General features: G+C 48.0%; 10 protein-coding genes. 4 read left to right on the top strand and 6 right to left on the bottom strand.

Translation table 11 applies throughout. The annotated features are described in order from the left end of the window. Positions 1-84 precede the first annotated feature (84 nt). Both CRO74_RS27890 and CRO74_RS27895 read left to right on the top strand, forming a co-directional pair. Complete coding sequence (locus tag CRO74_RS27890) at positions 85-1443, top strand: hypothetical protein (RefSeq protein ID WP_097130987.1); 1359 nt, start codon at positions 85-87, stop codon at positions 1441-1443. 62 nt (positions 1444-1505) lie between these two features. After that, positions 1506-3791, top strand: coding sequence for an NADP-dependent malic enzyme (locus CRO74_RS27895; RefSeq protein ID WP_097130989.1), 2286 nt, complete (start codon positions 1506-1508; stop codon positions 3789-3791). A 365-nt stretch (positions 3792-4156) separates the two neighbouring features. Here the strand turns inward: CRO74_RS27895 and CRO74_RS27900 are convergent, their stop codons facing one another. The 5 genes from CRO74_RS27900 to CRO74_RS27920 form a co-directional block, all read right to left on the bottom strand. Beyond that, positions 4157-4990 (bottom strand): SPFH domain-containing protein, encoded by an 834-nt coding sequence (locus CRO74_RS27900; RefSeq protein ID WP_097130991.1) that lies wholly within the window; start codon positions 4988-4990, stop codon positions 4157-4159. Continuing rightward, complete coding sequence (locus CRO74_RS27905; protein ID WP_097130993.1) at positions 4987-5175, bottom strand: hypothetical protein; 189 nt, start codon at positions 5173-5175, stop codon at positions 4987-4989. Before CRO74_RS27905 ends, CRO74_RS27900 begins: the two co-directional genes overlap by 4 nt. A 355-nt stretch (positions 5176-5530) precedes the next feature. Continuing rightward, positions 5531-6811 (bottom strand): rod shape-determining protein RodA, encoded by a 1281-nt coding sequence (rodA, locus tag CRO74_RS27910; RefSeq protein WP_097130995.1) that lies wholly within the window; start codon positions 6809-6811, stop codon positions 5531-5533. Positions 6812-6910: 99 nt separating this feature from the next. Next, positions 6911-8875, bottom strand: coding sequence for a penicillin-binding transpeptidase domain-containing protein (locus tag CRO74_RS27915; RefSeq protein WP_097130996.1), 1965 nt, complete (start codon positions 8873-8875; stop codon positions 6911-6913). A 159-nt stretch (positions 8876-9034) separates the two neighbouring features. Then, complete coding sequence (locus CRO74_RS27920; protein WP_097130998.1) at positions 9035-10063, bottom strand: SMP-30/gluconolactonase/LRE family protein; 1029 nt, start codon at positions 10061-10063, stop codon at positions 9035-9037. Between the two features lie 142 nt (positions 10064-10205). Between CRO74_RS27920 and CRO74_RS27925 the strand changes: the two genes are divergently transcribed. After that, positions 10206-11642, top strand: coding sequence for a Gfo/Idh/MocA family protein (locus tag CRO74_RS27925; RefSeq protein WP_097131000.1), 1437 nt, complete (start codon positions 10206-10208; stop codon positions 11640-11642). Between the two features lie 111 nt (positions 11643-11753). Here the strand turns inward: CRO74_RS27925 and CRO74_RS27930 are convergent, their stop codons facing one another. After that, complete coding sequence (locus CRO74_RS27930; RefSeq protein ID WP_097131001.1) at positions 11754-12368, bottom strand: hypothetical protein; 615 nt, start codon at positions 12366-12368, stop codon at positions 11754-11756. Positions 12369-13311: 943 nt separating this feature from the next. On the opposite strand from CRO74_RS27930, the gene CRO74_RS27940 reads away from it, so the two are divergent. Further along, positions 13312-14355: a sensor histidine kinase gene (locus tag CRO74_RS27940; RefSeq protein WP_097131005.1), complete on the top strand. Its 1044-nt coding sequence runs from the start codon at positions 13312-13314 to the stop codon at positions 14353-14355. The last annotated feature ends 74 nt before the right edge of the window (positions 14356-14429 follow it).

The following is a 14429-nucleotide window of genomic DNA, read 5'->3' on the forward strand; positions in this document are numbered from 1 at the left end:
ACGAAGAAAAAGAGTAGACTTGTCCATTTCGTTAATCGAAATTATGGATAAGACAACGTTCTGATTAACAGAATCTTAACATTCATGATTACAGAAAATGGACAACCCGGAAAAGTAGAAGCCTTTGCGTTTCTGGAGGTTTGTTGTCGTAAGGTGAGCGAAGCATATGGCAAACCTGACCGGGATAGGTGGACCAACAGCGATTACGTCAGCCTGAGTCATATACTCTACAGGCAAACGCACGTGCGTATTAGCCCGAACACCCTGAAGCGCATCTTCGGCAAGATTAAAACCGATGTACGGTATTATCCTCAGAAAGCCACTCGGGATGCGCTGTCTGTTTACATCGGCTATCCGGACTGGGATCACTTCGTCAACATACAGGAATGGGAAGCCCGACAAACCCTGCGCCCACCAACGGAGTTCATCAGACAGGAAAACCTGCCAGAGCCACCCGTTTATAACAGACCGGCCTCCAGTACTCCCCAAAAAAGTACGGATCGCCACTGGCTTCGACCAATCCTGGCCAGTGGGGGTATTCTTTTACTTATAACTGGTCTTCTTTTTGTTTGGCAGCACCGGAATGGGCAGGAGTCAGCCCGGCTCATCTGCCGCAATCCGTTGGGTGAAAACCCGCACTCGGCGGTGTTTCAACTCAAACGACCAGTGTCTAATGCCGACCAATCCGGCAACTATACGATCCTTTTCGGCGATGGCAAACGGGAAAACCTCAACGCAAACGACAGCCTTTACACGCACTATTACGAACGGCCGGGCCGCTATTTTGCCATACTCCAGCAAAATGGCGTGAACGTCGACACGGCTACCATTTATTTACGGACCACCGCCTGGACAGTTACCGCCAACATGATGCATGATTCAAGTCGGGTTTACCCAATCGAGATCAAAGATTTGTTTACGGGTGGGCAACGAAGCGTTAACACTCAGGAAGCAGCCAGAGCTGGTATCGATACGAATCGGACTTTTTTTATGGAGTTCATCAACAGCCACCCCACCCCGATTAACGGCGACAATTTTGAGCTAACAACCCATGTAACGTCCTCTCCCGACCGGGCGGGTGTTCGCTGCTCGCAGGTAGGCATTATGGTCTGGGGCGAGTCGTCGCAACATGCTTTTGAAGTCATGAAATCCGGCTGTGCGCACTGGATGCAACTACAGAATTCCGAAATTCAGAAAAATGGGCAGCGGGATGATTTAACCTTTCTGGCCGCTGATCTTCGGGCGGGAGGTATGTTAACCCTGAAGGTCATTGACAGGCATGCGGCCATCTTCATCAATAATCGCAGGGTTTACGAAACAACCTACACTAAGCCGCTTAAAACTATATACGGCGTTAAAATCCGGTTTTCGGGTATTGGAACGGTACACTCGTTCACGTTGAAAGACTTAAAAACCGGTGCTCTTTTTGACGGAAATTTTTAATACGCTTATTCAGAACTCTCCCTATCTTGCCATCCCTCAAAGGATAACTCCTACACGAATTTATGCAACAAAAAATACGTCGCGAAGATGCGCTTGAGTATCACGCCAAAGGCCGACCCGGTAAGCTCGAAGTTATTCCAACGAAAGATTATAGTACGCAGGCCGACTTGTCGCTGGCCTATTCGCCCGGTGTGGCGGAACCTTGCTTAGCCATTGCCGAAAATCGCGAAGACGTTTATAAATACACCGCCAAAGGGAATCTGGTTGCCGTTATCAGCAACGGAACAGCCGTGCTCGGTCTGGGCGATATTGGCCCGGAAGCCAGCAAGCCCGTCATGGAAGGGAAAGGGCTGCTGTTCAAGATTTACGCGGATATCGACGTGTTTGATATTGAACTCGACACCAAAGACGTCGATGAGTTTGTCCGGATGGTCAAAATTCTGCAGCCTACCTTCGGCGGTGTCAACCTGGAAGATATTAAAGCGCCGGAGTGCTTCGAGATTGAGGAAAGGCTGAAAGCCGAACTGAATATTCCGATCATGCACGACGACCAACATGGCACGGCCATTATCTCGGCGGCTGCTTTGCTGAACGCGCTCGAAATCGTTGGCAAGACCATTCAGGACGCAAAAATTCTTATAAACGGCGCGGGCGCATCGGCCATTTCGTGTACCAAGTTGTACGTATCGCTCGGCGCCAATGTCGAAAATATCGTTATGTGCGACAGTAAGGGCGTTATCCGGGCCGACCGCACCGACCTCGACGAGCGTAAACGTCTGTTCGCCACCTCCCGCGATTTACACACGCTGGAAGAAGCCTTTGTTGGGGCTGATGTATTCGTCGGCTTGTCCAAAGGCAACACCGTGAGTCAGGACATGGTACGATCCATGACCAATGACCCAATTGTTTTCGCCATGGCCAACCCAACCCCTGAGATCAGTTATGAAGAAGCCATTGCCGCCCGCCCCGACATCATCATGGCTACCGGCCGGTCCGATTATCCCAACCAGGTAAACAACGTACTCGGGTTTCCGTACATTTTCCGGGGGGCACTCGATGTTCGCGCCACGGAAATTAACGAAGCTATGAAACTGGCGGCCGTTCATTCTCTGGCCGAAATGGCCCGAAGACCCGTTCCGGATCTGGTCAATATGGCCTACGGAACCGACAATCTGATGTTCGGTCGGCATTACATTATCCCCAAACCCGTCGACCCGCGCCTATTGGAAACGGTGGCTCCGGCGGTGGCGAAAGCAGCCATGGAGTCGGGCGTTGCCAAACAGCCCATCACCGACTGGGAAGCCTACGAAAGTCAGTTGGCGCGTCGATTGGGGCAGGACACCCGTATCTCGCGGGTTATCAATAACAAAGCCCGAACCAATCCGAAACGGGTTGTTTTTGCCGATGCCGAAAACCTGAAAGTATTGAAGGCTGCCCAACAGGTAAAAGACGAAGGAATAGCGGTACCGATTCTGCTTGGCGAAACGGCCATGATTCAGGGCATGATCAGTCAGAACAACCTGGATTTGGCCGATGTTGCCATTATTGATCCCCGTTCGTCAGAGCAGCATGAGCTTGTTGAACAGTTTGGCGATTTATTTTACCAAAAGCGCTACCGGAAAGGGGTGAGTGCTGCCGAAGCCCGGAAACGGATGCTTTCCCGTAACTACTTCGGCGCGATGATGGTCGAAACCGGGCAGGCAGATGCGCTGATATCGGGCCTGACGCAAAACTACCCGGATACCATTCGGCCGGCATTACAGGTAATCGGCAAAGAATCGGGTGTTCAGAAAGTGGCGGGTATGTACATTTTGCTCACCAATCGGGGGCCTTTGTTTTTCTCCGACACCACGGTGAACGTAAATCCCACGGCCAACGATATTGTCGAAATCACCGAATTGACGGCCCGCGCGGTGGAGCGTTTCAACATAAAGCCCCGTATCGCGCTGGTAACGTATTCGAACTTCGGCAGCGCCAAAGGGGAAGATGCCGATAAGATGCAACAGGCCACCGAAATCCTGCAAGCTAAACATCCAGATATGGTTATTGACGGATCGATGCAGGCGCACTTAGCCTTTAATGTGGACTTACTTCGGCAGAATTACCCCCTTAGCAAACTGGTAGACGAAGGGGCCAACACGCTTATTTTCCCGAATCTCTCGGCGGCTAACATTGCCTATAACCTGATGCGGGAAGCCGCCGGGCCTCGTTCGGTAGGTTTCGATGCCATCGGCCCGATTCTGTTAGGTATGCGGAAGCCTGTCTACGTGTTGCAACTGGGCTCATCTGAGCGGGAGATCGTGAATATGGTTGCTATTGCCGTTGTCGAAGCGCAGGGTTTGGGTTAGAAATTGGTTATTCGTTAATCGTTGATGGTTATACTTGAAACCATTCCAAAAAGCAGGTCGCTACCGGATGGCTTAAACGTCTTACCTCTAGTACATTATAGACGTGAACTATTTTTGGTATCAATTTTGAATTGCCGGGGTACGCGCAAGCTGCCCATTCGCAAATCAGTTATTTGTATATTCTTTCTGTGCCTGGTGGCTACTTAACCTATATAAGGCTTGCCATTTGGATTTGATACATAACTAATGTGAACTCGGAATTCACAATGGCCCTAATGGGAAAACCCACAACGTCCGATCCCGAATTCACATTAGTTATTTCTAAGGATTTGTCTTCGATTTTTGGTGATTGGCCCGTCTGTGGGTCATTTTACGGGCATCTGAATTAACGTCGAGCTATTAGCCCCCAACTGGGTGGTTGGTAGCTGCCCGTTCCATTTGGAAATCCATTGCTGCTGAATCAGCATTGGTGTCAGCGTTTTTTGCTTTAATTCATTGGCACGAGCTTCGGCCTCGGCTTCAATCACTTTAGCGCGGGCAATCCCGTTCGCTTTTGTGACGGCAATTTCAGCCGATGCCTTCTCGGAAGCAATCTGATTGTTCAACCGCAGGGCATTCTGAACCGCCGTATTCTTGGCGTCAATCATGGCTTGCAAGGATTCTGGCGGCATAAGGCCGGAGGTTATGTTTTCGAAAGAAAAACCGTCATCGCCCAATGCCTTTCTGAGCTTTGCCTCCACCTGTTCTTCAAAACCCGCCCGGTTGTTGACCAGAGAGTCGGGACTAAACGAGTTGGCTACATCCCGGTAGGAGTTATAGACAATGGTTCTTAAGATGTTGTTTTCAATGTCTGGTAACTCCTTTCGGTATTTCCGGTAGACGTTAGCCCCCTGCCCTTTAACCAGGTGATAGTTCAGTGTGGGGTCGATTTTAAAGAGTGTACCGCCTTTGGCACTAACCTGAAACGGATCAAAGTCTTTAGTTTGGGTAAAGGTGGGGTATTGTTCAATGAAGGAGGTTAAGGGATTATAGAAAATCCAGCCCGTTACGTTTTCGATGTCCGATGCTCCTCTGTCGGAACCAATTTTACTGACCTTAATGCCTTCGTGCGAAGCATCGACAGTCGTACAGGAATTGACTAAAAACAAGCCGGCCAGCAGGAGTACGGCACCCCAGATGATAAGTCGCATTTTACTCATTTTTTGAAGGGATTTTTGGTGAACAGTTTACTTTGAATGGAAAGCCAGAAATAGAGCGTAATGACCAGACCGGCCACCCCCAGCAGATAATCGCTGCGTTGGTTGAGTAGCCAGTAAACACCATTGACACACAGAACGCTAAACAACACAAAGCAAAAGTACTGGAGAGCTTTGGTAAGGGTCATAGCAATCGTTTTTTTTGTAAAGAAACAGGTTCTGCGAGCGTCTAAGGTAACTAATTTTATGAATGGCTATAGGACTATTAGATGCCTGCCTTTAGTTATTTTAATGGAGATAGTGGTCAAGCGAATGACAACGCTGCGGCAAGCTAAACGGCATATGGTTTCCCTACTGTGTAATCCGAACGATTAACAGCGCATAAAAGAAGGATAGACGAGATACGAAGCAAGACTAGTATCAATCTTCAGATAACTCATCACTCAATACCGAATATACAGAGAGCAAAGTGAGGGAGAGTAGTGGTATAGCCCCACATTCTAACCCGATGGCTTGAAATTTCAAGCTATGACCTCACACTGTTTATCGTCTCGTTAAGGCTGTTCGGCGGGAGTCGAGCTTAAGAAAGATGAACAGCAGGATGGAAAACGACCAGAGCGAGGAACCGCCATAACTGAAGAACGGCAGGGGAATACCAATAACGGGCATCAGCCCGATTGTCATGCCAACGTTTATCATGACGTGAAAGAATATAATCCCGGCAACGCAGTAACCATACACCCTCGCAAATTTTGTCCGTTGCTTTTCGGCCAGAATAACGATCCGCGAGACTAACCCAATGAAGAGGGCAATGACGACCAGCGCACCAATAAAACCGTGTTCTTCGCCGATGGTACAAAAGATGAAATCGGTGCTTTGTTCCGGTACGAAGTCAAATTTGGTTTGTGTCCCTTCCAGAAAACCCTTACCCTGAAGTCGCCCCGAACCAATAGCGATTTTGGCCTGCGTTACGTTCCAGCCAACGCCCAGCGGATCAATTTTGGGGTCAACGAGTACTTTTATCCGGTTACGCTGGTGTTTTTGCAGCACGTTGTTGACAAAGAAATCGACGCCGGTAACGTAGCCGATCATCACAATTCCCACCAGGCCAATTGCCAGCGAATTTGCCATTGTGCGGTTGTAGCGGGGCATCAACATAATAATCAGCCCTAACAACGCTCCGATACCAATAAAGATATAGAGCTTGGGAAAAACCAGCGCCAGCACAAACAGAGCGGCCGCCGTTATTCCCACCGCAGGAATCCAGCTTGGCAGCCCTTCCCGATACAGCATAATCGTAAACGACGCAAAAACGAGCGTTGAGCCGGTTTCATTAGACGCCAGTATTAAAAGGCAGGGAAGAACAATAATACCCCCAATGTACATCAAGTCTTTCTGTTTGGTCAGGTTGCTACCCGGCACATCCAGGTATTTAGCCAGCGCCAGCGCCGTGGCAACCTTGGCAAATTCGGCTGGCTGAATAGAAACCGAACCAAATTTAAACCACGACCTCGATCCGTTGATATTCGTTCCGGCAAAGAGAACCAGAATCAAAACCAGAATCATAAAGCCATAGAATACAAAGGCAAAGGTGTCGAAAAACGTGTGGTTGACAACCAGAATACAGATAACCAGGATTACCGTTGTGCCAATCCACATCATCTGCTTCCCGGCATTGGTCGTCATATCGAACAGGCTGGTATGATCTTCCGGACTATAAACGGCAGCATAGACATTCAGCCAGCCCATTGCTACGCATCCAAAATAGAGCAGGAGCGTGAGCCAGTCAATGTTTTGTGAAAATGGGTCGTTGTTACGGGCCAAAGCAATGTATGATATAGGATGTAGTATGTAGGATATATGGTATCTTATGTATGACTATAGCGGCTTGGCATATATCATACATCAGACAGCGTACATCCTTTAATTTCCGCTTATAACAGCTGCTACGACCGGCTTCGTTTTCGTATCGGTCATCAGGGGTTTGGGTGCCGGTGCTGCCTTCTGCGGAACGGTATCCTTTTTAGGAGCTGCCGGGGCAGGCTTTTTATAGCCGGGAAGTCCATTAACTGGCGGCAGATAGTTTGATGCCAATACCTGTTCTTCGAGCTTTTTGGCTTCTGTCTTCCGCTTCAAATAGCGTTCAGCTACCAGAGCGGCTACAGATGCAGCGGCTTTGCCTCCCCAGCCAGCGTTCTCCACAAATACGGCCACCGCAATTTTAGGGTCATTCATGGGGGCAAATCCAATGAAGATAGAGTGATCGAATTTATGGCCGAACTTATTATTCTGCGATGTACCCGTCTTACCGCACAAGTCGATACCTGCGATGTTGGCCAGGGGCGTTACGGTACCATGTGCCACAGCTCCCCGCATTCCGTCGATGACCGGCAGGTAGTATTTATAGTCGATGCCGGTTTCGTGCCGTTCGCGGTATTCGGCGGAGAGACCAACGCCTGGCTTACCAAATCCTTTGATGTAATGCGGAGTAATATACCAACCCCGGTTTGCGATGGTGGCCGCTAAATTAGCCAGCTTTAGCGGGCTGATCAGCAATTCACCTTCGCCAATACTCAGCGAATAAACGTTCGAGAACTTCCAGCGCAACGCCCCCCGGTAGGCCTTATCATAGTACTCGGGTGTTGGCAGGTTTCCTTTGAGTTCACTGGGCAGATCGATACCCAGTTTACTGCCCATACCAAATTTCTCGGCCATATCATGCCATTGTTTCAAACCGATGGCCGACGCCTTAAACGTATTATTCTCCCCGTTGAAGTAAAGAAATTTACGAAATACGTAATAAAAATAAGGGTTACAGGAATTCTGAACGGCCCCACGCAGGCTGTTTCCCCCCCGGCAGTGGCAGCGCATTGGTGAGCCCGCGTGCCCATAGACCGTATTCGGAAAGAGTGACCCCTGCTGTTGCGCAATCAACGCCTGAATTAGCTTGAACGTAGAGCCCGGTCGGTAACTGGCCATGACGGGCCGATTAATTAGTGGCTTATAGGGGTTTTTTATTAAGGCCCGGTAATTTTTCGAGAAAAAACGGCTCGATAACAGATTCGGATCATAGGTGGGAGCCGAGACAGACACCAGAATTTCGCCCGTTGCGGGTTCAATGGCCAACACGGCGCCTACTTTGTTCTGCATCAGGCTATCGGCGTATCGCTGCACCTCTACGTCAATGCCCGTGATTAGGTTTTGCCCGGCAACGGCCAGCGTATCGAATGCCCCATTTTTCCAGGATCCTTTATTCACTCCGCGCACATTCTGCATCATGAACTTTACGCCCCGCTTACCGCGCAACTGCTCTTCGTACTGTTCCTCCAGTCCGTTGTGGCCAATGTAATCCCCCTGTCGGTAGTAGAGAATATCCTGGTTTTCGAGCTGCTTTTTGCTGATTTCGCTTACGTACCCCAGTGCATTCGATAGCGTATGTGCCGGATAAGTGCGCATGGAACTAATTACCGGCTCAAAGCCCCGATAGTCGACCAACGCATCCTGAATCCGGGCAAAATCCTCTTTGGAAAGCTGTCGCAGGAAAAGGGAGGGCTTCACGGGCGAGTAGTTTTTCGCCAGCCCCATGATACTGTCAAAGTCAGAAACACTGATATTCATCATCCGGCAGAAGGCGGATGTATCGGGAATACGAACCTGCTTTGGTGTGACGTACAGATCGTAAACGGGGGTATTATAAACGATAAGGTGGTTGTTTCTGTCGTAGATCTGCCCACGATACGGTATCTCGACCACTCGCTTAATGGAGTTCTTCGATGCCCCCAGCGAATAGGTGTCGTCCAACACCTGTAGATAAAACAATCGGGCCAGATACGTTAATCCAACCAGGCAAAAAATACCAATGATGACCCACTTTCGATTCTCTAACATGAGAATATTTTCCTTTCAATCAAGCTATGTACTCTCTACAAAGTTAGTCTAAATAATGATGAATGATAAGCCATGATTTATGAATAATAAGCGTGTTGCATTCGTTTGTCACTCGTAATCAGGCTACATCATTCATCATTCCTACTTTATCGTCAAAAATCACCATCCTTTCGCCATAGTCCGCAACCGGCAGAGGTACATATCGGAGGTGATGTAGAGTGTGGACCCATCATCACCCCAGGCACAGTTTGCCGTAGCAACGCCAACTTTAATAAAACCCAGTGTTTCGCCGGTTGCCGAGAGAACCAGTACTCCGCCCCCACCCGTTACCCACAGATTACCGGCGCGGTCGACTTTCATCCCATCGAAGCCGCCCTCCAGACCTAGTTTTTTCATGCCCGCAGCACCAAACACCTCCCGTCCTTTTCCCACCGAGCCATCGGTTTGCAGCGGATAGGCCATTACCAGTGGCCGAAGGGGGTCGGATTGGGCCACATAGAGTGTTTTCTCATCCGGCGACAGCGCTATTCCGTTCGGACGGGTAAGGTCGCCCACAACGATGGATACCGCACCGGGTACGCCAGCCCGTTCGGGAGCAATGCGGTACACGCCCCACCCATCCGTTTCTTTTCCCGGATCGTTTTCTTTTTTAGGCATTCCATACGGTGGATCGGTAAAATAATAGCTGCCGTTGGAATGGGCGACCACATCATTCGGACTATTGAATCGTTTGCCGCTAAAATTGTCGGCCAATGTTCGCTTGCCGCCACTCCCGTTCAGTGGCATGGCCGTTACACGCCGGTCGCCATGCTCGCAGGCAATAAGCCGCCCCTGCCGGTCGATGGTTAGCCCGTTAGAGCCGGGTTCATCACTGTACGGTCCCACACCGGTATAGCCGGATGGCTTTAAGAACGGCGTCACCCCTTCTTTTTCCGTCCATTTAAAAATCGTGTTTTTTGGAACATCCGAAAAGAGCAGAAACCCCTGGTCTTTGACCCAGATCGGCCCTTCGGTCCAGACGAAACCATTGGCCAGCACCTCAACTTTGGCTTCGGTGGGAATCAACTTATCCAGACGCGGGTCGACCCGCACAATCTGGCCAATCGTTGGAAAAGACGTAGGCTGCGCCAGGAGCGGGAAAAATGAAGCGCTTAATAAGCCCGTCAATAGAATAGAGTTTAGGTTCATGCGTTTTTCAGGAATAAGTCTTAAGGCTACGACGATTTTTAACAGGTCGCAAGATGAGAAAGTGGATTGAGTTCTCTTTTTAATTATACTTACAACTTCGCTTACATTCAAGTGGGTTTCTACTCCCCAATCTGTTTTTGTTATGAACGATAAAAAACGAGTGGCTTCGTCGACCGATCAGGAAAATAAATCCCGGCGGTCGTTTCTGAAGACCCTTGGCCTTGCCGGCACGGCTGCCGCAGCTGCGCCAGCCGCATTGGCGGAAACCACTGCCTCTACGGGCATTCCGCAGTACTTGAATCTGGTACGCAGTCACTCCAGCACAGCTGCCAACGACAAAGTGCGCATTGCCCTCATCGGCACGGGCGGTATGGGTATTGGCGACACCCAGACGGCGCTCATGGTCGATGGCGTTGAGATGGTAGCGGCCTGCGACTTATACGATGGCCGGTTGCGCCGGGCTAAAGAGTTGTGGGGTGACAGCCTTCCGGTAACCAAAGACTACCGCGAAATTCTGGAACGCAAAGATATTGACGCCGTCATTAACGCAACTACCGACCACTGGCACGAGAAAATATCGTCGGATGCCATGCGCAAAGGCAAGCACGTCTACTGCGAGAAGCCGATGGTGCAGAAAGTAGAGGACGGCCACACCCTGATCAAGGTATCGAAAGAAACCGGCAAAGTGTTCCAGGTGGGTAGCCAGTTTGCCAGTTCGCTGCTTATTGCCAAAGCCCGCGAACTTCTGAAAGCTGGTGATATTGGCGAACTCGTCTTTGCTGAGGCCATCTACGACCGCCATAGTGCTATGGGTGCCTGGCAATATTCTGTTCCACCCGATGCATCGCCCCAAACCGTTGACTGGGATACGTACCTGGGCAGCGCGCCCAAACGCCCCTGGGATCCACTCCGTTTTTTCCGGTGGCGCAACTACCAGGACTATGGCACCGGCATTGCGGGTGATCTCTACGTTCACCTTTTGACCTCGCTGCATTGCATTACGGGATCAAAAGGGCCAAACAAGGTCTATTCGAGTGGGGGCACCCGTTACTGGAAAGACGGTCGCGATGTACCGGATATTCAGTTGAGTATCTACGACTACGGCAAAACAGCCGAACATCCCGAATTTAACCTGACTACCCGTTCCAACTTTGTCGACGGTGGGGGTGGTAACTACCTCGTTCGGCTGGTAGGAACGGAAGGTGATTTGTCGCTGGGCTTCGACTCGTTGACCGTTCACCGGAACAAGTTCCCCAAGGCACCGGGCATGTCGATCGACAACTTTCCGAAAGATCAGAAAGAATTGTACATACAGGAGTATAACAAACTTTATCCGTCCCGGCCTGAACTGGAAGGACCAAAGGAGTTTAAGTACTCGTTTCCGAAAGATTACAAGGGCGACCGTTACGAACACTTTGTCAATTTCTTCAGCTCTGTTCGCTCCAAAACACCGAACATTGAGGATGCAACATTCGGACTGCGCGCCTGTGGACCTACGCAGTGCGGAAATATGAGCTTTGCTCAGAAAAAAGCCATTAGCTGGGACCCCATCAATATGAAAATTCTGGGTGCCGTATAAGGTAAAGCTTTTTGTTGAGCACCTAAGTCGCCTATAAAAACGGCAGGGCTCTATCCAGAGTCCTGCCGTTTTTATGTTTAAAGCTGTTAAGAATCAATTGCTCCTCACCTGCTAATTGAATCCATGAGGAGGGGAAGGATTCGTTTCCAAGTCAGTATTTGTTAATAACGCTGGATCAATTGGTATTGCTGGCTCTAATTGACCTGCGCCTGTAGTTAGTAAAAATATACTATAATTAATCCGTTCGCCAATCCGCTTAGGCACAAAAACAAGGCTGGTTTTCCCGGGAATACCTTTAATTTTCTTGGCTAACTCCTGCACATCCTTCTTTAGAAGAACCTGATCACATACATACGTATTGGGTCCTATAGTAGCAGTAGTACTGCCTATGGGAGTTAATTTCATTGTTGGATTGGCACCATACGCGACCGAACCAGAACTCCCCTTTTTAACTACCCATCCATTTAACGTAATTACTGAATCACCAAAAAAGTATTCAAAAACAAAATCAGAATTACGATAAGCTATTAATGAGTCGCTGGAAACGATTAATGATTCCAGCGTTATGGTAGGAATTTTACTCTTTGCTCCAACAGTTTGACTGTTGGCATTCGTACTGGTGGAGTCCGTTTTATCTGATGTAGTCTGACCGGATTGACAAGCCGCAAACCCAAAGGAAACCAGTAAACAGAAAACGAATAATTTGATAGTTGTAGTTAGGATCATTTTGATGGGATTAAGTTTATATGAATGAGTACGACAGCAAATCAGCTGACTTTCTAAAAGGTAGGTTTTTATTTTTGGACTAACAACTTACCCGTTGACTATCAAAAGATTGTTTAATACGATGAAAAGTTTATTCTATTTACTTCATCGTGTATATAGATAAAATAATTGACCTAAAATAGGTACATTCAACCTGATTATATACTTACTTTTTCACGGAATTTGTATATTTAACGATCACACTTTAGTCCTTAAAATCCACATATAAACTATACTTTATATGTCTAAACTACTTGAGTCACCATGTTTCAGCTAATCCTCGATTGGTCGGAGATGTGGGCATTGATAATTCCCCTGGTTACTTATTATTTTCATCGTCATCAGCCCGGTTATTTTAGGGTAATTTTAGTTTACCTCTGGATAGCATTTATTCTTAATTCAGCAGGAGATTTAATTGGCGATTTCAAACGGTATTTACCCGACTGGATGCAGAGTAATCTCATTTTATATGCTATTCACTCAATTTCCAGGTTTGTTTGTTTTGCCTATTTTTTCTTCCTGATAAAGCAGTCTCATTTTTTACGATTAAGACGAGTTCTTCCTTTTTTATACCTTCTTTTTGTTATCGCGAACTATATTTTTTTGGAGGATTACCTGGATCAAAATCACTTAAGTGGAAATCTGTTTACTATTGAGGCTTACTTTTTACTCATCTACTGTTTGCTATACTACTTATCCGAACTACGGGATGAAGTAAAAAGCTTTGGGGATGATCAAACCTTCTGGATAGTTACAGGACTCAGTATTTATGTTGTCATTAATTTTTTCATTTTTCTGTTTTACGTCCCTTTAATCAGCGAGAATGCCAGCCTTGCTGAAAAAATGTGGAGTATTCATAATGTAGCCTATATTATTCTTTGTCTATCCATAACCAAAGCTATGTATGTACCAGTTCGACCTATCTATTGAGTCCCGCATAATCGTTGGCATCTCAGCCATGGTTTTGCTATTCACCGGCTTCCTGATATCCTTCATCACGTCGCAACGAAAAAAAATCCAGCACCACAAAGAACTGGAACTACTGCATGAGCAACAACAGCAACTATTGGTAGAACAAAATAACCAACTGGAGCAACGGGTTAAGGACAGAACGGCCGAACTAAGGCAGCAAAAAGAAGCATTGCAAGTTTCCCTTGCTGACCTCAAGACAACACAAATGCAATTGATCCAAAAGGAGAAACTTGCTTCATTAGGCGAGTTGACGGCTGGTATCGCCCATGAAATTCAAAACCCGCTCAACTTCGTAAAAAACTTTTCGGAAATATCCGTCGAGCTCATCGAAGAATTAAAACAAGAAGTCAGAGAAGGTAACGATGTCAATACCCTTGAGCTTGCTGAAACACTCTCGCAAAATCTGGAGAAAATCGGCTCACACAGCAATAGGGCCAGCCGCATTGTGAAAGGTATGCTCGAACACTCCCGGTTAAGTTCCGGCGAACGACGACCAACCGACCTCAACGCGTTACTTGATGAGTATATGCGATTGGCTTACCACGGTTTACGGGCTAAAGACAAAGAATTTAATTGTGAGTTAGTCACCAGCCTTGATCCCCAACTAGTCAAATTGACTATTATCCCTCAGGATATTGGCCGTGTGTTGTTAAACCTATTGAACAACGCTTTTTACGCCGTTCGGGAAAAGAAGAAGTACGCAAACTCTACCTACAAACCTACTGTCACGGCGAGTACTAACCAAATCGGCAACAAGGTTGAAATCCGAATACTCGACAACGGTATTGGTATACCGGATTCTATAAAGGCCAAGATATTTCAGCCTTTTTTTACTACCAAACCCACCGGTGAGGGAACAGGCCTTGGCCTGTCGCTTAGCTATGACATTATCACTAAAAGCCATAATGGAGGACTGGAGATGGAAACCAAAGCAGGTGAATTTACTGGCTTCGTTATTACGCTACCCATTTCTTAACCCTGGCGAAAAAGGAATTGCTACCTTATCAGTTGCTCATTTCTGGCTCTCTAAACCGTACAGACGTTACGCAT

Source organism: Spirosoma fluviale (genome assembly GCF_900230225.1).
GTDB classification, from domain to species: Bacteria; Bacteroidota; Bacteroidia; order Cytophagales; family Spirosomataceae; genus Spirosoma; species Spirosoma fluviale.